This window comes from Ruegeria sp. BB7, from assembly GCF_056539365.1.
The window spans coordinates 347,862-372,359 of the sequence record NZ_JBQFUV010000002.1; the positions used below are offsets into that span (position 1 = coordinate 347,862).

The 24,498-nt window shown below is 57.2% G+C and carries 27 protein-coding genes; 15 read left to right on the forward strand and 12 right to left on the reverse strand.

Features of this window, described 5'->3' with window-relative positions; genetic code table 11:
* Nucleotides 1-73 precede the first annotated feature (73 nt).
* Genes ACR0D7_RS06920 through ACR0D7_RS06930 form a run of 3 tightly spaced genes read left to right on the forward strand, consistent with a single transcriptional unit; the run spans nt 74 to nt 2,078 of the window.
* Complete coding sequence (locus tag ACR0D7_RS06920) at nt 74-277, forward strand: DUF2061 domain-containing protein (RefSeq protein ID WP_170383017.1); 204 nt, start codon at nt 74-76, stop codon at nt 275-277.
* Nucleotides 270-1,154, forward strand: a complete 885-nt coding sequence (locus tag ACR0D7_RS06925; RefSeq protein WP_480678346.1) for a fatty acid desaturase — start codon at nt 270-272, stop codon at nt 1,152-1,154. The genes ACR0D7_RS06920 and ACR0D7_RS06925 overlap by 8 nt, the downstream gene beginning before the upstream one ends.
* A gap of 21 nt (nt 1,155-1,175) precedes the next feature.
* Entirely contained in the window at nt 1,176-2,078 is a 903-nt protein-coding gene (locus ACR0D7_RS06930) for an EamA family transporter (RefSeq protein WP_480678348.1), read from the forward strand.
* Here the strand turns inward: ACR0D7_RS06930 and ACR0D7_RS06935 are convergent.
* The 3 genes from ACR0D7_RS06935 to ACR0D7_RS06945 all read right to left on the reverse strand — a co-directional run bounded on the left by ACR0D7_RS06935 (nt 2,075) and on the right by ACR0D7_RS06945 (nt 6,175).
* A complete protein-coding gene (locus ACR0D7_RS06935; protein WP_480678350.1) occupies nt 2,075-3,424 on the reverse strand; it encodes a DEAD/DEAH box helicase in 1,350 nt (449 codons plus the stop codon). The two genes, ACR0D7_RS06930 and ACR0D7_RS06935, sit on opposite strands and share 4 nt — an antisense overlap.
* 186 nt (nt 3,425-3,610) lie before the next feature.
* Nucleotides 3,611-4,549, reverse strand: coding sequence for a glycosyltransferase family 2 protein (locus ACR0D7_RS06940; RefSeq protein WP_480678352.1), 939 nt, complete (start codon nt 4,547-4,549; stop codon nt 3,611-3,613).
* A gap of 18 nt (nt 4,550-4,567) precedes the next feature.
* Nucleotides 4,568-6,175, reverse strand: coding sequence for a peptide chain release factor 3 (locus ACR0D7_RS06945; protein ID WP_480678354.1), 1,608 nt, complete (start codon nt 6,173-6,175; stop codon nt 4,568-4,570).
* Between the two features lie 109 nt (nt 6,176-6,284).
* On the opposite strand from ACR0D7_RS06945, the gene ACR0D7_RS06950 reads away from it, so the two are divergent.
* From ACR0D7_RS06950 to ACR0D7_RS06985, 8 genes are all read left to right on the forward strand, one after another.
* Complete coding sequence (locus ACR0D7_RS06950; RefSeq protein WP_170383029.1) at nt 6,285-6,647, forward strand: nuclear transport factor 2 family protein; 363 nt, start codon at nt 6,285-6,287, stop codon at nt 6,645-6,647.
* A 71-nt stretch (nt 6,648-6,718) separates the two neighbouring features.
* The gene (locus tag ACR0D7_RS06955) at nt 6,719-7,498 is read left to right on the forward strand and encodes an SDR family oxidoreductase (RefSeq protein ID WP_480678356.1); all 780 of its coding nucleotides are present in this window, start codon (nt 6,719-6,721) and stop codon (nt 7,496-7,498) included.
* Between the two features lie 2 nt (nt 7,499-7,500).
* A complete protein-coding gene (locus ACR0D7_RS06960) occupies nt 7,501-8,613 on the forward strand; it encodes a hypothetical protein (RefSeq protein WP_480678358.1) in 1,113 nt (370 codons plus the stop codon).
* Between the two features lie 95 nt (nt 8,614-8,708).
* Nucleotides 8,709-9,755 (forward strand): methyltransferase domain-containing protein, encoded by a 1,047-nt coding sequence (locus ACR0D7_RS06965; protein WP_480678360.1) that lies wholly within the window; start codon nt 8,709-8,711, stop codon nt 9,753-9,755.
* A 45-nt stretch (nt 9,756-9,800) separates the two neighbouring features.
* Nucleotides 9,801-10,922, forward strand: coding sequence for an ABC transporter ATP-binding protein (locus ACR0D7_RS06970; RefSeq protein ID WP_480678361.1), 1,122 nt, complete (start codon nt 9,801-9,803; stop codon nt 10,920-10,922).
* A 121-nt stretch (nt 10,923-11,043) separates the two neighbouring features.
* Nucleotides 11,044-11,826, forward strand: coding sequence for a 5'/3'-nucleotidase SurE (surE, locus tag ACR0D7_RS06975; RefSeq protein WP_480678363.1), 783 nt, complete (start codon nt 11,044-11,046; stop codon nt 11,824-11,826).
* Nucleotides 11,823-12,473 (forward strand): protein-L-isoaspartate(D-aspartate) O-methyltransferase, encoded by a 651-nt coding sequence (locus ACR0D7_RS06980; RefSeq protein ID WP_170383040.1) that lies wholly within the window; start codon nt 11,823-11,825, stop codon nt 12,471-12,473. The genes surE and ACR0D7_RS06980 overlap by 4 nt, the downstream gene beginning before the upstream one ends.
* 63 nt (nt 12,474-12,536) lie before the next feature.
* Nucleotides 12,537-13,700, forward strand: coding sequence for a peptidoglycan DD-metalloendopeptidase family protein (locus ACR0D7_RS06985; RefSeq protein ID WP_480678365.1), 1,164 nt, complete (start codon nt 12,537-12,539; stop codon nt 13,698-13,700).
* 64 nt (nt 13,701-13,764) lie between these two features.
* Here ACR0D7_RS06985 and ACR0D7_RS06990 read toward each other — a convergent pair whose 3' ends face one another.
* Both ACR0D7_RS06990 and ACR0D7_RS06995 read right to left on the reverse strand, forming a co-directional pair.
* The gene (locus tag ACR0D7_RS06990; RefSeq protein ID WP_480678367.1) at nt 13,765-14,436 is read right to left on the reverse strand and encodes a helix-turn-helix transcriptional regulator; all 672 of its coding nucleotides are present in this window, start codon (nt 14,434-14,436) and stop codon (nt 13,765-13,767) included.
* A gap of 21 nt (nt 14,437-14,457) precedes the next feature.
* Nucleotides 14,458-14,763 carry a hypothetical protein gene (locus tag ACR0D7_RS06995; RefSeq protein WP_480678369.1) on the reverse strand — a complete coding sequence of 102 codons (306 nt, stop codon included), beginning with the start codon at nt 14,761-14,763 and terminating at the stop codon, nt 14,458-14,460.
* A 219-nt stretch (nt 14,764-14,982) separates the two neighbouring features.
* On the opposite strand from ACR0D7_RS06995, the gene ACR0D7_RS07000 reads away from it, so the two are divergent.
* From ACR0D7_RS07000 to ACR0D7_RS07015, 4 genes are all read left to right on the forward strand, one after another.
* The gene (locus ACR0D7_RS07000; protein WP_170348913.1) at nt 14,983-15,198 is read left to right on the forward strand and encodes a twin-arginine translocase TatA/TatE family subunit; all 216 of its coding nucleotides are present in this window, start codon (nt 14,983-14,985) and stop codon (nt 15,196-15,198) included.
* A 6-nt stretch (nt 15,199-15,204) separates the two neighbouring features.
* Nucleotides 15,205-15,663 (forward strand): Sec-independent protein translocase protein TatB, encoded by a 459-nt coding sequence (tatB, locus tag ACR0D7_RS07005; RefSeq protein ID WP_480678371.1) that lies wholly within the window; start codon nt 15,205-15,207, stop codon nt 15,661-15,663.
* On the forward strand, nt 15,660-16,535 hold the full coding sequence (tatC, locus tag ACR0D7_RS07010) for a twin-arginine translocase subunit TatC (protein WP_170383050.1): 876 nt from the start codon (nt 15,660-15,662) through the stop codon (nt 16,533-16,535). Before tatB ends, tatC begins: the two co-directional genes overlap by 4 nt.
* Nucleotides 16,536-16,652: 117 nt before the next feature.
* Nucleotides 16,653-17,495, forward strand: coding sequence for an ATP-binding protein (locus ACR0D7_RS07015; protein WP_480678373.1), 843 nt, complete (start codon nt 16,653-16,655; stop codon nt 17,493-17,495).
* A 61-nt stretch (nt 17,496-17,556) separates the two neighbouring features.
* On the opposite strand, the gene ACR0D7_RS07020 is transcribed toward ACR0D7_RS07015, so the two are convergent.
* The 7 genes from ACR0D7_RS07020 to ACR0D7_RS07050 all read right to left on the reverse strand — a co-directional run bounded on the left by ACR0D7_RS07020 (nt 17,557) and on the right by ACR0D7_RS07050 (nt 24,436).
* Nucleotides 17,557-18,201 carry an SDR family NAD(P)-dependent oxidoreductase gene (locus tag ACR0D7_RS07020; RefSeq protein WP_480678375.1) on the reverse strand — a complete coding sequence of 215 codons (645 nt, stop codon included), beginning with the start codon at nt 18,199-18,201 and terminating at the stop codon, nt 17,557-17,559.
* A 41-nt stretch (nt 18,202-18,242) separates the two neighbouring features.
* The gene (locus ACR0D7_RS07025) at nt 18,243-18,491 is read right to left on the reverse strand and encodes a hypothetical protein (RefSeq protein ID WP_170383056.1); all 249 of its coding nucleotides are present in this window, start codon (nt 18,489-18,491) and stop codon (nt 18,243-18,245) included.
* A 266-nt stretch (nt 18,492-18,757) separates the two neighbouring features.
* Complete coding sequence (gene purF / locus ACR0D7_RS07030) at nt 18,758-20,281, reverse strand: amidophosphoribosyltransferase (protein WP_170572051.1); 1,524 nt, start codon at nt 20,279-20,281, stop codon at nt 18,758-18,760.
* A 632-nt stretch (nt 20,282-20,913) separates the two neighbouring features.
* Nucleotides 20,914-21,525, reverse strand: a complete 612-nt coding sequence (locus ACR0D7_RS07035) for a CvpA family protein (RefSeq protein ID WP_480678377.1) — start codon at nt 21,523-21,525, stop codon at nt 20,914-20,916.
* A 41-nt stretch (nt 21,526-21,566) separates the two neighbouring features.
* Complete coding sequence (gene radA, locus ACR0D7_RS07040) at nt 21,567-22,928, reverse strand: DNA repair protein RadA (RefSeq protein ID WP_170383061.1); 1,362 nt, start codon at nt 22,926-22,928, stop codon at nt 21,567-21,569.
* Between the two features lie 120 nt (nt 22,929-23,048).
* Nucleotides 23,049-23,666: a DNA repair protein gene (locus tag ACR0D7_RS07045; protein ID WP_480678378.1), complete on the reverse strand. Its 618-nt coding sequence runs from the start codon at nt 23,664-23,666 to the stop codon at nt 23,049-23,051.
* 317 nt (nt 23,667-23,983) lie between these two features.
* Nucleotides 23,984-24,436, reverse strand: coding sequence for a paraquat-inducible protein A (locus ACR0D7_RS07050; protein ID WP_170383064.1), 453 nt, complete (start codon nt 24,434-24,436; stop codon nt 23,984-23,986).
* Nucleotides 24,437-24,498 lie beyond the last annotated feature (62 nt).

Below are 24,498 nucleotides of genomic sequence, written 5' to 3' on the forward strand. Positions count from 1 at the left end.
AATCATATTCGGAATTTTCAACACGTGCAGCGACCTGTAATTTCAAAGACATAACAATAATATGGGTGACGGAATGGAAACGCGACGAAGATCTGTCGTGAAAGCTGTGGTGTGGAATGCCATTGGGCTGGTTATGATGACCTTGGTGGGGCTGGTGGCCACCGGGTCCGCAGCCGTGGGCGGAACGCTGGCGATTGTGAACACGGCCATCGGCCTGACAATGTACTTGATTTATGAGCGCATCTGGGCCGGGATCACGTGGGGCCGCAATGTCTAGGCCTGCGACACCCGAATGGGGCACTTTGTCCCTGATCCTCGCCTGCTATGGGGCATGGCTGGCGGTCATTTTTTTACTACCGGTCTGGCTCGCGATCCCAGCGATGGGGCTGGTCGCTGCGCTACACTCTTCGTTGACCCACGAAGCGCTGCACGGTCATCCGTTCCGCTCAAGATGGCTGAACGAGGTCCTGATGGCGTTGCCTCTGACCCTGTTCATCCCATATCAACGTTTCCGCGACCTGCATTTGGCGCATCACCGCGATGAAACGCTGACCGATCCATATGACGACCCCGAGTCGAACTATCTGGACCCCAAGGTCTGGGGCGGTTTGGCCGGTTGGCAGCGGCGTATTCTGCGCATGAATAATACACTCCTGGGGCGGATTACTTTGGGGCCTGCAATCGGGCAGTTTATGTTTACAAGAGATGAGCTGCGTGGCGCTTTGCGCGGGGATCAGGCAATCCTGCGCGCATGGGCGTTGCACCTACCAGGAGTGGCAGTGGTACTTTGGGTGGTTGGGCACTCGGCAATGCCAATCTGGGCCTTTATTTTGTCGGCTTATGTCGGGCTGGGCCTTGTCAAGATTCGCACCTTTCTGGAGCATCGTGCGCATGAAAAAGCGGGTGCGCGAACGGTCATTATCGAAGATCGTGGGCCATTGGCTTTTCTGTTTTTGAACAACAATCTACACGTCGTTCATCACATGAACCCTGGTGCGCCATGGTACCGATTGCCTGCGCTCTATCGAGCGGACAAGGAGCAATATCTGAACCGCAACGAGTCATACACTTATCGGTCTTATGCCGAGATCTTTCGGACCTATCTTTGGAGGGCCAAGGATCCGGTATCTCATCCTCTCTGGCCAAAGGATTGAATTCACGACACAAGGGAGACCATGAGCTTATGGATTCCCGTTACAATAGCCGCGGCCTCATTCCAGACGGTGCGGTTCATGCTGCAAAAGTCGCTCAGCACCATAAAGCTGAGCGTTGCAGGCGCGACCTTTGCCCGGTTTGCCTATTCTATGCCGCTGGCGGTGCTGGGGCTGATCGTGGCGCTGCAAGTGACCGACCTCAGCTTGCCGCCGCTGACAGGGTGGTTCTGGGTTTATGCGGTGATCGGTGGAACGTCGCAAATTCTTGCGACGATCTGTGTGGTGGCTCTGTTCAAACAGCGTAATTTTGCGGTTGGGATTACGTTTAAGAAAACCGAGGTCATTCAGACCGCAATAGTCGGCTTTTTAGTGCTGGGCGATCAGGTGTCCATCGGGGCACTTGGTGCGATCGTTGTCAGTCTTTTGGCGGTGCTGTTGCTTTCGAAAACTCCCGGAGGCGACGGGGCTTGGTGGAAACACCTCACTAACCGCGCCGCTAGGTTAGGGCTGGGATCGGGGGTGTTGTTTGCGTTTTCCTCTGTCAGCTATCGCGGTGCTTCGCTGGAGTTGGGTGATGTCGACGCCTGGTTTCGCGCGCTGGTCACGCTGACGACAGTGGTGACCTTTCAGTTCCTCAGCATGGGGATTTGGCTGCTGTGGCGCGATCGGGCCGAGCTGCGCGCGGTGTGGGAAACGCGCAAAATCAGTGTGTTTGTCGGGTTGACCAGCCTGTGTGGATCGTTCTGTTGGTTCTTTGCCTTCACCTTGCAGAACGCGGCGTATGTAAAGGCGCTGGGGCAGGTCGAGCTGCTGCTCAGCCTGTTCGCCTCAATCCTGTTTTTTCGAGAAACCATAACCCGGCGAGAGATCGCCGGGATGGGATTGCTTGGACTGTCTATTCTGGCACTGGTGCTGGCGATTTAGCCAGCACGGCGCTCGTCAAAGCTTAGCGCGATAAAACTGGGTAGGTGATCGCCCATCCCAACAACCGCCGGGCTGTTATCGTCCTTACGGCCACGACCACGTCCCTTGGGTTCACGGTCTTTACGGTCGTCGTTCTTTTTGCTTTCCGAGGATTTAGCTTTCTTCTCGGGCTTTGGCTTTTCGGCTTTGGGCTCTTCCTTAACGGGATTGTCCAGTCGCGGAATTTCCTTCTGGATCAGCTTTTCGATCGCATCCAAAGCCTTTTCATCGCGGCCCGAACAGATCGTAACGGCCTTGCCCTCGCGCCCTGCGCGGCCGGTACGACCAATGCGGTGAACATAGTCCTCGGCATGGCCGGGCACATCGAAGTTGAACACATGGCTGACGGATGGAATATCCAGCCCGCGTGCGGCCACGTCCGAAGCGACTAGCAGGCGCAGAGAGCCATCGCGGAAACCGTCCAGTGTTTTCATCCGCTGCGATTGGTCCAGATCACCGTGGATGGCGGCGGCGTTATAGCCGTATTTTTTCAGCGACTTGGCGCAGATATCCACATCTGTCTTGCGGTTGCAAAAGATGATTGCGTTTGTGCATTTCTCGCCCTCGGAGTCGATCAGCGCACGCAGAACCTTACGCTTGCCGCTGGCCTCGCGATCCCGACGGCCGCCTTTGAACATGACGACGCCCTGTTCAATGGTCTCGGAGGCCGTCGCCTGGCGGGCAACCTCGATCCGGGCCGGCGCAGACAGGAAGGTGTCAGTGATCCGCTCAATCTCGGATGCCATGGTGGCCGAGAAGAAAAGGGTCTGGCGTGTGAACGGCGTCAGCGAGAAGATGCGTTCGATATCAGGGATGAACCCCATATCCAGCATCCGGTCAGCTTCGTCGACGACCATGATCTGTACACCGGTCAGCAACAGCTTGCCGCGTTCGAAATGGTCCAGCAGACGGCCCGGGGTGGCAATCAGAACGTCAACACCACGGTCGATCAGCGCCTCTTGTTCCTTGAAACTGACACCGCCGATCAACAGCGCTTTGGTCAGTTTCAGGTGCTTGGAATAGGTGTCAAAGTTTTCCGCGACTTGTGCCGCCAGTTCCCGTGTCGGGCACAGCACCAGTGAGCGTGGCATCCGCGCGCGCGCACGGCCACGGGCCAGCAGCGTGATCATCGGCAGGGTGAAGCTGGCGGTTTTGCCGGTGCCGGTCTGCGCGATTCCCAGAACATCCTTACCTTCAAGAGCGGGCGGAATAGCGCCTTCCTGGATTGGAGTCGGGGTTTCGTATCCGGCTTCCTCAATTGCTTTGAGGACCTTCGGGTTCAGGTTCAGTTCGTTAAATTTTGTCATGTATGTCCGGTTCATGCGGACACTAGACCTGGCCCGCGCGTCAGAGGTTTGCCGGGCCCGGATGGCCATACGCATCATTGCGCAACTTCGGCTTGGTCGGGGACATAACAAAATCGTAGGTCAGGGTCAAATGAAGTCCCGTTAAGGTTGGAGTAGACCTAATCGCTTCTGTTTTTTCGCAACAATTCATACACTTCTGGGAAAGTGTTTCCCAAGCTTTTCATCCAGATACAGTGGCCGATGTCGGATCTGGTTGTGCTGCTCCAATTGAGCGCGTACTTTGGGGTCTGCGCCGCTGATCTCATCATAAAAACGGCGCAGGCCTTCCATGCCACCCTCGGCTTCGATCCAGCTGAGCAATTCGTTCTTGTTCATTCCCCCGCGTTCGCGCGGAACGTTTGGTGACATACCGGGCTGGTAAGAACCGCGTTCCATCCTGAACCGATAATGGGCCAGCCAATGGTCCCAGTTCGGGGCGTGGCGATGGCACAGTTCGGTACCGGGAAGCTCGGCTTTACAAGGCAGAAGAGCGCCGTTTTGAAAAAGGTTATGAATCCGGAAACTGATTTTTGGCAATCCAGTACGCACCAACAGTTTCCCTTGAACATGGCTGAAAAAACCACCCAGAACAAAAGCACCATAGTTCGGGTATAACGCCTGCAACAAGCCGTCACGCTCCGGCCCAGCCGGAATATGGGCCTTGTACAAATCGTCGCCGCCGGCCATCACCTCGATCGGGCGGACCCTTACGCCAGGATTGTGATCGGGGACCTCGGCAAGCAACTGGGTAATCGGGCGGTTTGGCCACAGAAACTCATCCACATCGATATGGGCTAGCCAATCCTCGCTGGCCTTTCGATAGGTAAATGTGGCGTTCGCGGTTTGACGGGTTTGGTGTCGTTCCGGCCGCGTGCGCTTGCGATTGGCCCAGAACCCGTCATCGCAATTGCGGACTTCGATCTTTGGGTGCTGGTTCAGCGCGTTAAAGGCCGTGGGGTTGGGTTCGTCCAGATAAATGTGCATCCGGTCGACCCCAAGATCGAGGTGATAGGCGGCGAACCGCAGAATATCCGGGGCTGTGCCCCGGACAGTCGAAACAATTCCCCAGGTCGGCTTATGCGCCATTTGCGGCCCTCGGGCCGGTCACGTCATCATTTCCTTGGTGGCTGTCAGGTTAAGCTCGGGATAGTCGCGAACCACCCGATCAATGTCCCATTGCAGGCGGGTCAGGTAAACGATGTCGCCATCATGGTCATGGGCGATGTGCTGCTTGTTGGCGTTGACGAATTTGTCCACAGCAACCTTGTCGCCGCTGACCCAACGGGCCGAGGTGAACTGAGACGCCTCGAACCGCACGGGCAGGCCGTATTCCATCTCAATCCGGCTGGCGAGCACTTCGAACTGCAGCGCGCCGACGACGCCGACGATAAAACCCGAGCCGATCGACGGCTTGAACACCTTGGCCGCGCCTTCTTCGGCGAATTGCATCAGTGCCTTTTCCAGATGCTTGGCCTTCATCGGATCACCCGCACGCACGCCTTGTAGAAGTTCCGGCGCAAACGACGGAATGCCGGTTACGCGCAGCGCTTCGCCTTCGGTCAGCGTGTCGCCGATGCGCAACTGGCCGTGGTTGGGAATGCCGATGATGTCACCGGCCCAAGCCTCCTCGGCCAGTTCCCGGTCGGACGCCAAAAACAGCACTGGGTTCGAGATCGCCATCGGCTTTTTCGAACGCACATGAGTCAGCTTCATGCCACGCTTGAAGTGGCCCGAGGCCATGCGGACAAAGGCGACCCGGTCGCGGTGCTTGGGATCCATGTTGGCCTGAACCTTGAAGACAAAGCCCGCGACTTTCTTTTCCTCAGGTGCGATCTGGCGCGGTTGTGCTGATTGCACCTGCGGCTGCGGGCCGTAAGCCCCGATGCCTTCCATCAGCTCCTTCACACCAAACGAGTTTATCGCGGATCCGAACCAGATCGGGGTCATGTGACCTTCAAGAACCGCCTGCGGGTCGAGCGCGGGCAGCAACTCGCGCGCCATTTCGACCTCTTCCAGCAGCTTGTCCAGCAGATGCTCGGGCACGTGCTCGGCCAGTTTGGGGTCGTCCAACCCGTCGATCTGGATGCTTTCGGCCACCTTGTTGCGGTCGGCGCGGTCCATCAGCTCCAGCCGGTCACGCAGCATGTCATAGCAGCCGATGAAATCGCGCCCCACACCGATCGGCCACGCGGCAGGCGTGACGTCGATGGCCAGCATCTCCTGAATTTCGTCAATGATCTCGAACGTATCGCGGCTCTCGCGGTCCATCTTGTTACAGAAGGTCAGGATCGGCAGATCGCGCAGGCGGCAGACCTCGAACAGTTTTTGCGTCTGGCTTTCCACACCCTTTGCGCCGTCGATTACCATAACGGCGGCGTCAACCGCGGTAAGCGTGCGATAAGTATCTTCCGAGAAATCGCTGTGGCCGGGCGTGTCCACCAGATTGAACCGGAAATTCCCATAGTCGAATGACATGGCCGAGGCCGAGACCGAGATGCCCCGATCCTTCTCCATCTGCATGAAGTCCGAGCGCGTCCGACGCGCCTCACCCTTGGCGCGCACCTGACCAGCCATCTGAATCGCGCCCCCGTAAAGAAGGAACTTTTCAGTCAGCGTCGTTTTGCCCGCATCCGGGTGCGAGATGATGGCGAAAGTCCGGCGCCGGGCGATCTCGGGCGGCAATACGGGTTGGTTCGAGGCAGTATCAAGCATGCAGGCGCGTATAGGCGGGGAATCCTGCCGAAGCAAGACAAAGGGGGTGGTTCGAATCGTATGGTTATGGCTATAAGAACATATAGTGAACAAATGATGGAGAAGATAAATGAATTTGAAAGAAATCGCTGACGAATTGGTAGCCGGATGCCGCGAAGATCGTGCCAAGGAGAATCTGGAAAAACTCTATGCCCCAGATGCCGTCTCGGTCGAGGCGCAAGACTTTATGGATATGGGCCGCGAAACCCACGGGATCGAGGCCATTCGTGGCAAGCATGAATGGTGGGAAGGGGCGCATGAGGTATCAGGCGCGTCAGTCAGCGATCCGTTCCCACATGGCGACGACCGATTTGCCGTGATCTTTGAGGTGCAGGGCAAAGTCAAGGAAACCGGTGAGAGTTTCGATATGCGCGAGGTGGGTATCTACCACGTGGCAAACGGAAAAATCGTGCGGGAAGAGTTCTTTTACTGACGTTTTGAATTCTGGTCTTCTCTGTCTGGCCGGTGCTAGACATGCGGGCAAGGATAGATGGGGAGGATCGAATGGATCTGGGAATTCGAGGAAAGCGCGCGCTGGTATGCGCAAGCAGCAAGGGGCTGGGTTTGGGCTGCGCCGAAGCGCTGGCCGAAGCGGGCGTTGATTTGGTGATGAACGCGCGTGGAGCCGAGGTGCTGGAGGTCGAGGCGACCCGTCTGCGCTCTGATTATGGAGTGGACGTTCAGACTGTAGCCTGCGATGTGACCGTTACAAGTGGCCAAGAACAGTTAATTGATGCGGCGCAGGGCGTTGATATTCTTGTAACAAACGCCGGTGGGCCGCCGCCCGGATTGTGGTCGGACTGGGACCGTGAGGATTTCATCAAGGCGCTGGACGCAAACATGCTGACGCCGATTGCCTTAATGAAAGCGCTGCTGCCGGGGATGATGGATAAAGGATGGGGCCGTGTGGTGAATATCACCTCGCAATCCGTGCGTGCTCCGATCGCAGCCTTGGGTTTGTCGAATGCCGCGCGGACCGGGCTGACTGGCTACGTGGCAGGTACATCGCGCCAGGTTGCGCCATTTGGGGTGAATATCAACAACTTGTTGCCGGGCATTCACGACACTGATCGCGCATTGTCTCTGGATACGGGTGTGTCCGCGCAAAAGGGAATTACCATTGATGAGGCCCGCGCTGAGCGTTCTCAGACGATCCCTGCGCGACGTTATGGCACTCGGCAGGAATTCGGCGCGACTTGCGCTTTTCTGTGTTCGCAGCAGGCAGGTTTTATCGTTGGCCAGAATATCCTGATGGATGGCGGCGCGACCAATTTGACGATGTGATTATGGCGCAAAGGTTTTCGCTCAAGGATCAGTTGTTTAACGCAGAAAAGACCCGCTATTTGGCTGGCTTGTTTGCCACGGCAGATCCGTCTTTTGATGTCGAGGCTTTTCAGTCACGGGTCATGGCGCGCCTGTTGGATCTTGAGTTGAAAGAGCGGATGGTCTGGATCGCCGAGTGTCTACAGCAGGCCGTGCCCGGTGATTTGCCGGACGTGGCACCTGTTATCCTGAAGGCGCTACCGCCACCGCTGGACCCGAGCAAATCAGATGATGACTTCGGTGATTTTATCTTCGCGCCGCTGGGTGACTGGGTTGTAGCTGTAGGGTTGGATCACCCCGAATTGGCACTGGATGTGCTTGAGGAACTAACTCAGAGGTTCTCAATGGAATGGGCCATTCGTCCGTTCCTCAACCAACACCAGGATCAGGTGTTGGTGCGGATGGCTAGTTGGTGCAGTCATGACAGCTATCACGTGCGACGACTGGTCAGCGAAGGCACGCGCCCGCGCTTGCCCTGGGGGCGGGCGGTTGGGTTGGGTTTGACCGATCCGCTGCCCTTGCTGAATCGGCTGCACTCTGATCCGACGCGCTATGTCACGCGGTCAGTTGCGAACCATCTGAACGACATTGCTAAGAAAAAACCGGATCTTGTGCTGGATCGATTGCAAGAATGGTCGCGCGCAGGCCAGCAGGTGCCGATCGAATTGCGCTGGATGACCTCTCATACCCTTCGGGGGCTGGTAAAAGCGGGACATCCGGGTGCGATGAAGATGCTGGGATATGATCCAGATGCTGAGATCGCGGCCACTTTACAGGTAATTGGCACGGTGCGGATCGATGAGGCGTTGGAGTTCGAAGTCACGCTGAATGGCAAAGGAAACCAACCTGTGTTGGTCGACTATATTATTCATTTTCAAAGGCCTGGTGGAAAAACCTCGGCCAAGGTTCACAAACTTAAGCAGACTGCATTGTGCGATGGAACGCTAAATTTAAGCAAGAAACACAAACTCAAGGGGAATGCGACCACTTTTAAACTGGTCCCGGGTGCGCATAGGCTTGAGATACAGGTGAACGGTCAAATGCGCGCGGCCGCTGATTTCGATTTGCTGGATTAGAACCTCACGCTTTCGTCAAAATTCATGCTACCGGATTGCGTAGGCGGTTGTGCTGCATTAGCTGCTTTTCAGCCAGTTGGAAAAGGATCGCTACGATGAAGCATGAGTCCGTGCAGAACTACTATGGTGAAGTACTGCAGAGCAGTTCGGATTTGCAGACCAACGCGTGCTGCACTCCCGATGACATGCCGGATCATCTTAAGAGCATCTTGTCCAAAGTGCATGACGATGTACTTGCGCGCTATTACGGTTGCGGCCTGATCGCGCCGTTGGACCTTGAGGGGATGAGCATTCTTGATCTGGGCTGCGGAGCCGGGCGCGATGTCTATGCTCTCTCTGCGATGGTGGGCGAAAAGGGTCGCGTGGTCGGGGTTGATATGACGCCCGAGCAACTGGATGTCGCCCGCGCACATCAGGATTATCACGCGCAGGCCTTTGGCCACGCGGCCAGCAATGTGGAATTCCATCACGGTTATATCGAGAAACTGGATGAATTAGACCTTGAGCCGGGGTCCTTCGACATCATCGTTTCGAATTGCGTGATCAATCTGGCGACTGACAAAGAAGCCGTCCTGCGTGGCGCGTATCGTTTGTTGAAAGAGGGTGGCGAGATGTATTTCTCGGATGTCTACGCCGACCGCCGCGTGCCACAGGCGATGGCCGAGGATGAGGTTTTGTATGGCGAGTGCCTGTCCGGTGCTCTGTATTGGAATGATTTCCTGTCAATCTCGCGCAAGGCGGGCTTTGGCGATCCGCGTCGTGTAACGCACCGTCCGCTGACCATCGAGAACTCGGCGCTAGAGGAGCGTGTTGCGCCGCTGAAATTCCTCTCGGCAACCTATCGGTTGTTCAAACTGCCCGAACTAGAACCTGCTTGTGAGGAGTATGGTCAGGCAGTGATATACAAGGGCACTATTCCCAACGCACCGCATCTGTTTGAGTTGGACGACCATCACGCGATTGAAACCGGCAAGGTCTTTCCGGTTTGCGGCAACACCTGGATGATGCTGAAAGACACCCGTTTTGCGCGGCATTTTGACTTCATCGGAGATTTCTCGACCCATTACGGCATCTTTGAGGGCTGCGGTGGCGAAAGTCCGTTTGAAGCCGCAGGCGAGCCTGCTTCGGGAGGGTGTTGCTGATCACTTGCGCCTGACGGGCGAGGTTGTTATCCCCGCCTAAGTCCGATGATTTTCATCGGGAAAAGGCAACGGGGTCCATCGGTGACAGTAGACGCAACTCCTCCTCGTCTGGAAATCCGCAATCTGATCGCCCGGTATGAGGGGCGTGTAGTCGTCGACAACGTCTCACTGACCGTGCATGCGGGGCAGGTAACTTGTCTGCTTGGGCCGTCGGGCTGCGGAAAGTCGACCACGCTGCGTATGATCGCCGGGGTCGAGATGCAGGAATCCGGTGAGATTTATGTCGACGGCAAGCTGATCTGCGACACGGTGTTTAGGGTGCCGCCCGAACGTCGTGAGATTGGTCTAATGTTTCAGGACTTTGCCCTGTTTCCCCACCTGAGTGTTGCCGACAACGTCGCTTTTGGTTTGAAGGGACACAAGGAAGAAAAGCGCGCCCGCGTTGATGAGCTGCTGCGCAAGGTCGATCTGATCCACTTCATTGATAAGTTTCCGCATCACCTGTCAGGTGGTGAACAGCAACGTGTGGCGCTGGCCCGTGCGCTGGCTCCGCGCCCGCGGATCATGCTGATGGACGAACCGTTCTCGGGCCTCGACAACCGCTTGCGCGACGGAATCAGAGACGAAACGCTGGCGATCCTCAAGGAAGAGGACGCCGCCGTGGTGCTGGTAACACATGAGCCCGAAGAGGCAATGCGAATGGCGGACGAGATCGCATTAATGCGGCGCGGCAAGATCGTGCAGCAAGGTGCGCCGTATAACGTCTATACCCGACCTGCTGATAAAGCGGCTGTGGCATTTTTCAGTGATATCAATGTTTTAAAATCGCAAGTTAATGGTGCTCTGGCGGATACGCCCTTTGGTCAGTTTCTGGCACCCGGTGTCCCGAACGGAACAGATGTCGAGATCGTTTTCCGGCCACAGCACGTGCGTCTGGACTTTGACCGCAGCGGCAAAGGCCCGCTGCCCACTGCCACAGATGGTGTGGCGGCGCGTGGCGTGGTGGAACGCGCGCGATTTCTGGGAAATGAAAGCCTGATCGAATTCCGAATGGACCATGATGGCTCGATCTTGAAGGCCACGGTGCCGAATGTGTTTGTTCCGGGGCCGGGGCGGGTCATGTGGCTGACGGTCCGCCGCAATCGGTGTTTTGTTTTCCCGGTTTAGGACCCGAAAGTCACAGTTTTGGGTCAAGTGGTGCGTGAAAGCCTCAGATTGCGCGTGGCTTTGCTTGCCGTGGCGCAGGGCCGGGTCTATCAAGGTCAAAACGCAGCGGTGGACGGGGCATATGCGTATTCTTTTAACCAATGATGATGGCATCAACGCACCGGGCCTGATCGTCTTAGAGTGTATCGCGGCCGAACTGGTCGGACCTGACGGAGAGGTCTGGGTGGTCGCGCCTGCGTTCGAGCAGTCCGGCGTTGGCCATTGCATCAGCTACACCCATCCGATGATGGTCGCCAAACTGGGCGAGCGTCGCTTTGCTGCCGAAGGTTCTCCGGCTGATTGTGTGCTGGCTGGGCTGCACGATGTTATGAAAGATGCGCCGCCCGATCTGGTGCTGTCCGGAGTGAACCGGGGCAATAACTCGGCAGAAAATACCCTCTATTCCGGCACCGTTGGCGGTGCGATGGAGGCCGCATTGCAGGGCATTCCGGCCATTGCACTGTCGCAGTATTTCGGACCTCGTAATCTTGGTCTGGACGATCCTTTCGAGGCCGCAACCCGTTTTGGCGCTGATCTGGTGCGGAAAATTCTGGACGCGACACCGACTGAGCAAGGCGATTACCGGCTGTTTTACAACGTGAACTTCCCGCCCGTTCCGGCTGATGAAGTGCTGGGTACACGGATCGCGCCGCAGGGGTATCGCCGTGATACGCATTTCTCGGTCGAGCCGCACAGCTCACCTTCTGGGCGACGGTTCCTTTGGATCAAAGGCGGGTATCAGCACAACCCAACTGCGCCGGGCACCGATGCGGCGGTTAATCTGGCTGGCTATATTTCGGTCACGCCGATGCGGGCGGATCTGACAGCGCATGACACGCTGGAGGCGCTGAAGGCAATCGAATGAACGGACTGAACCCCGAAACCACCATGCAGTTCCTGTTTGCCCTGCGGTCCCGTGGGGTGACAGATGCGCGCGTTCTGGCCGCGATGGAACAAATCGACCGTGGCCGCTTTGTCAAAGGTCTGTTCGCCGAACGCGCCTATGAGGACACGCCGCTGCCGATTGCCTGCGGGCAAACAATCAGCCAACCCTCGGTCGTTGGGCTGATGACGCAGGCGCTTGAGGTGCGACCACGGGATACAGTGTTGGAGGTAGGTACTGGCTCGGGCTATCAGGCTGCGATCCTGTCCAAGCTTGCGCGCCGGGTCTACACGGTTGAACGCCACAAGCGGCTTGTGCGGGAAACCGGCCAGTTGTTCCGCGACATGGGGCTGACCAATGTCACCGCGATGCTTTCGGATGGGTCATTCGGTCTGCCCGAACAGGCACCGTTTGATCGTATCATTGTGACGGCTGCTGCCGAGGATCCGCCCGGGCCGCTCTTGGCGCAGCTTAAAATCGGCGGTATCATGGTTCTGCCGGTGGGACAGTCGGATGCGGTTCAAACCTTGATCCGGGTCAGACGAACAGAGACCGGCTTGGACTATGACGAATTGTTACCCGTTCGTTTTGTGCCTTTGTTAGAAGGTATTGGCAGGGACGGGGCTTAAAAGAATATTCTGCAACACGCGCCGGAACCCCGGAAAACACGGGCAGGCGATGAGGACAGTAAGATGAGAGCAGTTTCCAAATCAGCGATAATTCGCTGCGCGACAAGTGCGGCGGCTTTGGCGATTCTGGTCGGGTGCGAAGGCCCACTGGATTATGACTTGCGTGGGGAAGTCGGCGGATTTTCGACCGCCGATGCCGCGCGAGCGGTGACCACAAATCGGCCCGCTCCAGACGCGCGAGGCGTCATTACCTATCCTAACTATCAGGTGGCTGTCGCGCGCCGGGGTGACACGGTCAATGACCTGGCTGCCCGTGTTGGCTTGCCAGTGGTCGAACTCGCCCGTTTTAACGGGTTGCAAGCCACGGACCGATTGCGTGAAGGGGAAGTGATCGCCTTGCCGCGCACGGTCCCTTCGGCCAGCGGTGTGGATATCGCCACCATAGCCGGAACTGCGATTGATGAGGCTCCGGCGGATGGGTCGGTGCGGACTTCAACGCTGGAACCTGCACAACCTGCAGCCGCTGCAGCTCCGGCGCCCACGCCACCGGGCCCGGAACCGATCCGGCACAAGGTTAAACGGGGTGAAACAGCATACACCATCGCGCGGCTTTACGATGTGCCGGTTGATGCGTTGGCCGATTGGAACGGGTTGGGGCCTGATTTCACGGTGCGCGAAGACCAATTCCTGTTGATCCCGATTAAGAATCAACCTGCGCCGCAACAGGCCGCTGTTCCGGCCACCAATGTCACGCAGCCGGGGCAGGGCTCTCCTACACCGACACCGCCCAGTGCGACGCAACCGCTGCCGGACGAAGTGATCGCCCCTGCCACGCCTGTTCCGGACGTGACGGCTGAGGCCCCCACCAATCAAAGCAACTCGGCTCTTGGTTTGCCGGTCACGGGAACAATCATTCGGACCTATGAAAAGGGCAAGAACGAAGGCATAGACATCGCGGCTGCTCCGGGCACTGCCGTAAAGGCGGCTGAGGCAGGAACAGTTGCGGCGATCACCGCAGATGCGGATCAGGTGCCGATCATCGTGGTTAAGCACAACAGTGATCTGCTCACCGTCTACGCAAATGTCGATAAAGCCACCGTCAAGAAAGGCGATCGGGTGCGTCGAGGAGAACAAATTGCCTCTCTGCGCAGTGGTGACAATGCCTATGTCCATTTTGAAGTACGCAAAGGGTTCGAATCTGTTGATCCAGAGCCCTATCTGAAGTGACGGGAATGGCCCTGTGCGGGCCATGCCTCCGGCGGGGATATTTTTCGCCAGATGAAGAGGCGGATCAGGCGTGCGGGTCGTAGTCGCTGAGCCGTTTTCCAGGCTCGTCGGCAAAGATCTCGGGCAGGGGTGAGACGGCTTCGATCAGGTCTATGCGGAATACGCGGAAGCCGTGGCGCAACTCGCACCACGCGGTAAGAGTCCAGACCCGCCCCCAATATTCCATATGTAATGGACGGATCGTGCGGTCTGTTAGCACCCCATCAATGCGACGGTAGGACAGGTGCAGTTTCTGTCGGGATTTGATCGCGGCGCGGATCGGGGCCATATAGGCCAACCCACGTGCCGCGTCTGCAAATGGGTAAACCGCGAATTTCCAAGTGTCTGCCTCGGCCACAACTTGTGTGGGCAGCACGGCGTCAATCTTGTCAGCGAGTGTTTCTGCTGCGGCTTTGAGGTCGGGATCGGCTGCTTCGGCCACGATGGCCATACCGAGGTTCAGCGCTTCTAGTTCTGCAGGTGTCAGGTTCAGCGGAGGCAGGGTGATTTGTTCGCGGACCATGTAGCCAACGCCGCGCTCACCCTCGACCGGGACGCCAGAGGCAGCCAGCGTGTCCATGTCGCGATATATCGTGCGGACCGAAACCTCGAGACGATTAGCAATGTCCTGCGCGCGGTGCAGTTTCCCGTCGCGCAGGATTTGGATGATATCGAACAGGCGGTCAGTGCGGCGCATGACACCCCGCCCGAACCGCGTTTAGGCCGTCATGTTCCATAGTACATTCTCATGGCGCATCTGAATGCTGCTGGGCTCGATCGCAGCCATTAACCCAGCGCAGAAATCCTGCTGTGGAAATTGCGCGGCGGCGTCCTTTGCGGCCTTCATATCGGTCCAGATGACGTAATCGGTCCAGCGACCATCCTCGCCTTGGCTTAGTTGCCGATGGGCGAATCCAGGTGCCGAGCGGACAAACGCCTCGGAGGCCTTGCTGAGCTTTACAAATTCCTCCGGTGTGGTGCCGTTGGCGAGGGTGAAGGTGACGATTTCTGCAATATGGGTCATTTGAGTCTCCGTTGACCAGGTTTCGATGCGTTCTACCTAGCCACCTACAACTGACATAAACCTGTCAGTTGAAGAATGCGAGTCCGCAAAAAATGCGTGAAGGCGGTAAATTTACCCCCGGATTTGACCTGCCTCACTTTTGCGACGGGGCATGTGGGCGTAAACACAGGGCCAGTTCATATTCCCGGCGCGCTGCGCCGACGTACAAGGAGAAGAGACATGCTCAACAATATCGGCCTTCCCGGTCTTCTGTTGATCGCAGTTGTGGTGCTGGTGCTGTTTGGACGCGGCAAAATCAGCTCGTTGATGGGCGAAGTGGGCAAAGGCATCACCTCGTTCAAGAAGGGCGTCAAGGAAGGCGCGGACGAGCTGGAGCAGGACGCAGCCGAAGTGGCAAAAGACGTCACGCCCGAGACCGACAAAGACAAGGCCTAAGACCAGATGTTTGATCTGGGCTGGACCGAACTTCTGGTCATCGGCATCGTCGCCCTGATCGTTGTGGGGCCAAAGGACCTGCCGGTCCTGTTCCGCAATGTCGGTCGTTTTGTCGGCAAGGCACGCGGTATGGCGCGCGAGTTCAGCAGCGCCATGAATGAGGCCGCGGATCAGGCGGGGGTGAACGAGATCAAGAAGGGTCTTGATGCGGCTGCCAATCCTGTAGGCAGTGCCATGGATGGCGTGAAGGAAGCCGCGCAGGAAATGGCCCGAAGCATGGATCCGACCAAGTTTGACCCCGACAGCGAAACCGGCAAGCTGGCCGCTGAACGGGCCGAACAGGCCAAGAAGATTCAGGCATCGACCGCTCGTGCCGCTGCCGAGCGGAAAGCCAAGGAAGCTGCCGAAGCACTAACCAAAGCCGAAGAGGCCGAGGCCGCGCTGAAGACTGAAAGCAAAACATGACCAACACCGACGAGATCGAGGACAGCTCGGCCCCATTGATCGAGCATCTGGCGGAATTGCGCACGCGGTTGATACACTGCGTTGTGGCGTTTCTGGTCGGGATGATCATTTGTTTCACCGTGGCCACGCCGCTGTTCAACTTTTTGACCAACCCCCTGTGCGAGGTTTTGGCTGAGCGCGGGCAGGATTGCGACCTGATCTTCATCTCGCCGCAGGAAGGGTTCTTTGTTGCCATCAAGGTTTCGCTGCTGGGCGGTTTTATTCTGGCCTTTCCGTATATCGGAATGCAGATGTGGCGGTTTGTGGCGCCCGGGCTGTATCGGTCGGAAAAGAACGCGTTCCTGCCCTTCATGCTGGCGTCACCTTTCATGTTCCTGCTGGGCGCAAGCTTTGCGTTCTATGTGGTCACACCGCTGGCCTATGACTTCTTCCTTGGCTTCCAACAGTTCGGCGCTGAGGGCGAGGCAGTAACCGAGGGCGCAACCGCAGCCCCGCTAAGCGTGGTGTTCCAAGGTTCGGCACAGGAATATCTGAATCTGACAATCAAGTTTGTCGTAGCATTTGGCCTGTGCTTCCAACTGCCCGTCTTGTTGACCCTGATGGGCAAGGCTGGGCTGGTTTCGGCCGAAGGGCTGGGCTCGGTGCGCAAATATGCTGTGGTTGCCATTCTGGTGCTTGCTGCATTGGTCACACCTCCGGATGTGATCACTCAGGTAATCCTGTTTGTCGTTGTGTATGGGCTTTACGAAGTGTCGATCTTCCTCGTGGGTCGCGTCGAGAAAAAGCGCGAGGCTCAACTGCGCGCCGATGGTTACTACGACGATGAAGAAGAGGCGGATGAAGAGATCGTCCGTGAAGAAGACGCCAAGTAATCTGCTGAACTTAAGAAGATAGGCGCGCCTAACATAGGCGCGCCTTTTTCGTTGCAAACACTTGTTGCGCGAGGCGGAACATGGTTTGAAACCGCCAAGACACGACCGGAGGCCCCAATGGACGACCAAGCACTGAACCGTATCGCAGATGCGCTGGAACGTATGGCTCCGGCACCTCTGGCCGCACCCGATTTCAGCGCGGCCCCGGCGTTTGTCTGGCATGTCGAACCCGACCGCCTTGAACCGGTGACCAAGGTTAATCGCGTCGATCTGGACCTGTTGGTGGGAATCAACCGCTCGCGCGATACTTTACTAGATAACACGCGGCGCTTCGCGGCCGGGTACAAGGCGAATAACGCGCTGCTCTGGGGGGCGCGGGGCATGGGGAAATCCAGCTTGGTCAAGGCGGTCCACGGCACCCTACAATCCGACTATCCCGACCTGAAACTGGTCGAACTTCAGCGCGAGGATATGGGCTCGGTCGCGCGCCTGTTGAACCATCTGCGGGCTGCACCGCATCGGTTCATTTTGTTCTGCGATGACCTCTCGTTTAGCCATGATGACCAGCACTATAAATCGCTTAAGGCGGTGCTTGATGGCGGCATCGAAGGCCGACCGGAAAATGTGGTGTTCTACGCCACCTCGAATCGCCGCCACCTGATGCCTCGGGACATGATCGAAAACGAACGCTCCAGCGCGATCAATCCGTCCGAGGCGGTTGAGGAGAAGGTCTCTCTATCCGACAGGTTCGGCTTGTGGCTGGGGTTCCATCCCTGCGATCAGGACGAATACCTTGCCATGATCGACCGTTATTGCGCCGCCTATGGAGTCTCAGTGGACGCCGACACCTTGCGCGCTGAAGCGATTGAATGGCAGGCCACGCGTGGCGCGCGGTCCGGCCGCGTGGCATGGCAGTTCTTCGTCGATCTGGCCGGGCGCAACGGTGTTCATATCGCCTGATCCGCCCGCTTCATCCGGCTAAAAATATCCCCGCCGGAGGCATGGCCCAAAGGGCCATTCCTTATAGCAACGCCAGGATCCGAGCAGCCTCATCCGTTGTGCTGGTCAACGCATCACGATCTTCCCCGGGATGGAACCTTGCACGTACAGCAGTTGGCATCGGTGCGGGCTCGACAATTGTCACACGCGGTCCGGTGCGTTCGGTTTCAAGCGCCCAGCTGCGTGCCAAAGCCATCTGAGCGGCCTTGGTCGCGCCATAAATTCCGTAGAACTTCTCACCGGCTTTGGGGTCGTCAAAAAAAACTGCGTGACCGCTCTCACCCAGCAGGGGCGCGATATAGGGAATCAAAACCGATGTTGCGGTCGCGTTCGTGTTGACCGCTTTGGTCCATTCCTTCGGGTCAATAAAATGCGTGGGCGTCAGGGCCGATGTGTGAACAGCCGTGTGCAGCCACAGGTCCAATTTACCCCAGCGGTCGTAAATACCACGGCACAAAGTCGCCATCGCATTCGGATCGGCGATGTCCATTGGTGCCAACGTAGCCGCACCGCCCTTGGCTTGAATACGGTCGTCCAGTTCTTCCAACCCGCCAGTGGTGCGGGCAACAGCGACAATGTGGTATTCAGGTGCCAGCGCCTCGGCAAGTGCAGCGCCCAACCCGCGAGAGGCCCCGGTGATAAGGGCAATTTTGGTCTGATCGGTCATGACAGCGGTTTGAACCCCTGCGCGCAGGGCGTCAAGCCAGTTTAACTGCCAGGGATGGTGATCCGCTTGGTCTGGCCGCTTTGTCGCAGCATCACGCCTTCGGCATCAATTGCAACTACGGTGCCCGAGGACACTCGACTGCCCAGCTTGACCTCTTTCACGCGTCCCGAGGACATGCGCATCAAGGCCCGCATGTCCGATTTCGGGCCAAAAACCCCCAGAACGGACAAAGAGCTTTTGTTCAGCGCACCCTTTTGTGTGGCCGCACTTTTGACGGTGGCGTTTGACATGCATTCCGGTCCAGCCGCAGCGGCCCGACCCCTTGTTTTGTGTGGTTGGCAGCCTGCGGGCTACCAAACCGGATCAAGAAGGAAAAGCCTGATAGAGTTTTCGTCACCCAATGAGAATCTGCGCCATAGCGAAGCCCTTGCGATTGCAATTTCTTCACCGATGGGTTGCAGCGGAAATCTTCCTAGGCAACCCTGTCCTCAGATGGAAATAGGCCCGCATCGCATCTGCTAAACGGACCGGATGAAATGTTGATTCGGGTCAGTCTCTAACCCGAAGCAAGTTTCGCGCTGTTCCAAGAACCACCGGGAACCTGCATATCCTCGCGCTTCTTGCTTACGCGGCTGCTATTTTCCAGATTGTCCAAATAGTCACCGCTGACGCTGCCGGTGATGTAATTACCGTCAAAACAGGAACAGTCGAAGGCTTCGATCTCGGGGTTGCCTTCCTTGGCAGCCCAAATCAGATCCTCGAGGTTCTGGTAGAACAGCGCATCGGCACCAAGTTCCTGACGAATTTCTTCGATCTCTTTGCCGTTGGCTATCAGCTCATGCTTGGTGGGCATATCAATGCCATAGACATTGGGGAATTTCACTGGAGGCGAGGCGCTGGCAACATAGACTTTCTTGGCACCAGCCTCGCGACACATCTGCACGATCTTCTTGATCGTGTTGCCCCGGACGATCGAGTCGTCGATCAACAGAACATTGTGGCCTTTGAACTCTAGCGGAACGGCGTTCAGCTTGCGGCGTACGGACTTCTGACGCTCTGCCTGACCGGGCATGATAAAGGTCCGACCGACATAGCGGTTCTTGACCAGGCCTTCGCGGTAGGGGATGCCGGTCGCCTTGGCGACTTCAAGCGCCACGGGGCGGGCGCTGTCGGGCACGGGGATGATGCGGTCAATATCAAGACCGGCGGCCTCAATCTGACGCGCCAGCGTCTGGCCCATGCGCATCTGCGTTTTGTAAACCGAGACACCGTCCAACAACGAGTCCGGTCGTGCGAGGTAGACATATTCAAAAATGCACGGTGTCAGTTGGCCTTCGACCGCCTGGAATGTGTGCATGTTGCCATCCAGATCAATCAGGATCGCTTCGCCGGGCTTCAAATCGCGCAGCTTTTCAAAGCCATTGATGCCAAAGGCTACGTCTTCGGAGGCAAAGGCATAGTCGTCGCCTGCACCGTCGACATCGCGCTTGGCAATAGACAGGGGGCGGATGCCGTACGGGTCGCGGAAGGCCAGCATGCCAACTCCAGCGACCAGACAGATCACCGAATAGGCACCCTGAACGCGCTCCATCGTCATCTTTACGCCGGCAAAGATATTGCGGATTGGCTCGCCATTGCCATTCACCTTGATCGCGTCCGCCACTTTGTCGGCCAGTACGTTCAGCATAATCTCGGAATCCGAGGTGGTACGCAGGTGGCGGCTGTATTTGGCGGTGACTTTCTCACGCTGTTCAGCCGTGTTGGTGAGATTGCCGTTGTGGACCAGATAGATGCCATAGGGCGCATTCACGAAAAACGGTTGCGCCTCAGCGGCGCTGAGTGACCCTGCCGTGGGATAACGGACATGACCCATGCCGACCCGGCCCATCAGGGTCTCGGCATCCTGTGCGTTGAACACGTCCTTGACCAGGCCATTGGCTTTTTTCTCACGGAAGAATTCGCCGTTATAGGTGACGATGCCCGAGGCGTCCTGGCCCCGGTGCTGCAGCATCAGCAGACCGTCATAGATTTCCGCAAAGACATCATGTGTCCGGCTTGCGATCCCCAAAATCCCACACATCTACGGGCTCCAATTTCTATGACATTATCGAGTGGCGGTGTTGATCTGAATATCTGCATGGATGATCCTGTGAGCAGCCGTGCCAATGCGGCCGATGGTGCAAACGCGCCGTCGTCCCGAGGGCAGGCGCGAAAGAAAACAGGTACAGCAAGATCGGTGGCTCCGATTCCATGTCAGTTCGGCCTCCACATAATGCCTAATTCCGCCTGTGTCATCAGAGGATCACAATTGTTGGTTATGGCGCGCGGATTTTGCCGGGCAGAGTATCAAAAGGTGACATGCGTGTAGTCTTGTGCTGTCATGCTGAGAGTTATTCGGTTTTAGCGGTATTCGGAATGCGATTGGGGCTGAGGCATGTGGGAACACAAGCAAGAAAAAAATAAGGAAGAGCCCGTCAAACGGCGGTGCCACCGGTGCCGTGGCATGGGACGCGCGCCTTGTCAGATATGCAACGGGGCAGGAGAAGTCGTTAAAAGCAGGGATGTTTTTGGCAAGCCAGTTTTCGGGCGCTGCGATGGGTGTTTTGGTCTCAAAAACATCAGGTGTACGGCCTGCGCTGGTGAGGGCTTTGTCTGAAAGAAAGTTGCCAATAGGTTGCTAATAAAAATGCCCGGTCAAAGCCGGGCATTTTATTATTCGGTTGTTGTTGGGGCTGTTGGCTCTTCCAAGGCTTCGGTTTCGGTTTCAGCCCCGGCGCCGCAGCTTGCAACTAGCTCTTCGTATTGTTGTGTTACCCAGCCCAATGCTTCTTCAGGGTTCTGTTCCTCGATCTTGTCGCTGAACTGTTCAAACACTTTGGCCGAGCGGCTTTCATCGACTATCGTATAGGACTGGCCGGTCATCACAGTGTCATAGACAAAGAACGCAATGGCGACCAAAAGGATGCCGCGTGCAATACCGAAGAAAAATCCAAGCGCCTGATCCAGACCGCCGATGGCCGAACGCTGTACGATCGACGAAAACAATGGCGTGAAGATGCTGACCACAATCAGCGCAACCGCGAAGACGGCGGCAAAACCGGTGATCACTGACAGCTCACAGCTGTCACGCAGGAAATCCCCGACCACTGGTATTTCTTTTATCAATGGAACTGCTTGCGGCGCAAAAATGAAGGCCAGAACAGCCGCTGCGACCCAGCCTGCGATGGCCAAAACCTCACGTAAAAAGCCGCGCGAATAGGCCAACAGGCCTGACACGACGATGATCAGGGCAACCACCCCGTCGATTAATGTAAAACCTTCCATGGTCCTCGCCTGTAATCTTATCTGCCCCTCAAGGCGTTACCTTAACCTGCTCCGAAGGTTTCGCCAACAAACCCCACCAAATCAGAGGGTCGGGTGAGTGACAGACCTGCCACAGTACCGGTTTTGCCACCCGCCGGAGCAATTGCGGATGTGAAACCAAGTTTTTGGGCTTCTTTCAACCTGTTTTCGGTCTGCGGGGCAGGTCTAAGTGCCCCGGATAGCGAGATTTCCCCGAAAACCACGGTATCGGCGGGCAATGCGGTATCTTCGCGCGCGCTGAGCAGAGCGGCAGCAACAGCAAGGTCGGCTGCGGGTTCGCTGACTTTCAACCCTCCGGCAACATTCAGGTAAACGTCGAGCCCTGCGAAGGGGATACCGCAGCGCGCTTCGAGAACCGCGAGGATCATTGCAAGCCGTCCGCTGTCCCATCCAACGACAGTGCGACGGGGCTGAGAATGCGGGGACGGGGCGACCAAAGCTTGCAATTCCACCAGCACAGGCCGTGTGCCTTCAATCCCGGCAAATACGGCTGACCCCGGACTGGGCTTGCCACGTTCTGAAAGAAACAAGGCCGACGGGTTCGTGACCTGCGCCAAACCTTTGCCTGTCATCTCGAACACACCAATTTCATCAGCCGGGCCAAAGCGGTTTTTCACGGCGCGAAGGATGCGGAATTGGTGGCCACGCTCGCCCTCGAAGTAAAGCACTGTGTCAACCATGTGTTCGACTACACGCGGGCCGGCGATCTGGCCTTCCTTGGTGACATGCCCAACCATGATGATCGAGACACCGTGGCGTTTGGCAAAGGTGGTCAGTTCATGTGCGGCAGCCCGCACCTGACTGACCGAGCCGGGGGCGCTGTCCACGTTGTCCGCCCACATTGTCTGAATCGAGTCGATAATGGCGAGCCCAGGCTTTTCGGCCTCCAGCGTTGTCAGGATATTGCGCAGATTGGTTTCGGCGGCCAGTTGGACCGGAGCGTCTTCGAGCCCCAGACGGCGCGCACGCATGCGGACCTGTGCGCTGGCCTCTTCGCCAGAGACGTAGATGGTTTTGACGCCCGCGCGTGAAAAGCGCGCGGCTGCCTGCAACAACAGTGTGGATTTACCGATGCCGGGGTCTCCGCCCACCAGCAAGGCCGAGGCGGGCACAAGGCCGCCGCCCAGAACGCGGTCCAGTTCCTCAACTCCGCAGAGGGTGCGGGGCGGGGGTGTTTCCTCGGTGGACAGGTCCGTGAGCGTGATGGACTGGCCGCGTTTACCACCAAGGGATTTTTTTGCGGGGCCCGCCGAAAGGGGAACGTCCTGCGTGATCGTGTTCCACTCACCGCATGCGTCACAGCGCCCGGACCAGCGCGAATGCGACGCGCCACAGGCCGAGCAGGAGAAAGTCGTCTTTGCCATGCGGCCTTGGTGCCCGAGGATGGGCGCTTCTTCAAGCCCTTGCAGGGCTTTCATCTCTGCCGGAAGGGCGCTGCGTCCTCAGACCCAATGGGTCATCATCCGCAGCGGGCGCTAATGCGCCTACTCCGCAGCGCGAGGGGGTGGTGACATTGCAACTACACTGGATGCCTTAGATGTGCTGTCCTTTGGAAGGGATTGCAGTTGTGCCGAAAGCTCGGGCAGCAGTTCAAACAATTCATCCCGCAAACGGCTGAGTTGGGATTTGGCGATGGATTCCTCAATCTCCACATCCCGCGTCCACTGGCGAAGTTCATTCTGGATCACCTGAGCTTCTTCGAGCCGTTTCTGGAACAACTCGATCTCTTCCTGTCGCTGTTGCAAGAAGGTGCGGGCTCGACTGACCCGATCATCGCCGTAAGTCTCGGCCAGTTCCTGGCTGATCTGGCTCATCTGTGCGGCCAGTTCAAGGATCTCGGGTTCCAGCGATTGCAGGTTGGGGTGCTGGCGCAGAAACGCCATACGCTCTTTGACGCCGTCGAACTCGGAGGACATCATGAACAGCCCTTCGCGGTCAGCGGCATGGGCCATTTGATAGGCCGCGGTGACATCGTGCATGGTCAGCGTGAATTTGCGATGGTTGTTTTCCAACGCCATCATTCGCGCATTGGCTGGCAGGTAAAACGCCAGCATGAGAATCAGGGCGGTCAATCCGATCTGGATAAACATCCCGGCATCCATGATCGCTCCGTCACCGAATCCGGCCTGCATTGAGAGCCAGGGCAACACACCTAATGCGGATAAAATTGTTACAGATACGGAGGCCAGAGCCGCCGCGCATATGAGGAAAAAAGTCAGTCTTAAAAAGACATTCTGAAATTGCAATGTTAAGTTGTGGAGGGCGGTCATGATCGACGAACTCCTTCTGGAACCGGTACACACCAAGCCCAAGCGGAGAACACCTAAAACACGCAGATTGATCCGCTGCGGACCCGTAAACTACAATTTTTTACTGCTCGAAATATAAAGATGATACTCAGATGAGTGTTTTCAATCAATTAGCTCTGAGGATTTCGTGAACTGCGTGTCATTTCGGTAATGTGGCCCAGTGCGATCGAGGCCAGAATGCAGGCAGTGAACAGGTAGAGACCCCACGCGGTTTCGATGGTTGCGTAGGAAATTCCCTTGGCCAGCGTGATGTAGAGCGCGATCAGGAAGATGTCGGCCATCGCCAGCTTGCCGAGGATGTTCAGCGCAGGTTGGACGCGGGCATCCAGCAAGTCCCATTGGATCAGGGCGGTGCCGATGGTTTTTATATAAGGAGCAAACAGGGCGAAGATGGTGACGATCAAAGCGAGGAATACGTCCGATTTCCACAAGGACTGGAGGCCGGTGATGACGCTGATTTCGCTGAGGCCGAAGATTGGGAGGAGCCCTGCGCGCATCAGGGGGGCAAACCACGCGATGGGGTAGAGAATCAGGAGGGAGAGGGTGGCGAGGCGGAGGGTCACTTTTTTGGTTTTTCTTGATCGGGCAAAAGGTTTATGTGGGCTTCTTGTGTAGCTAGATAGGA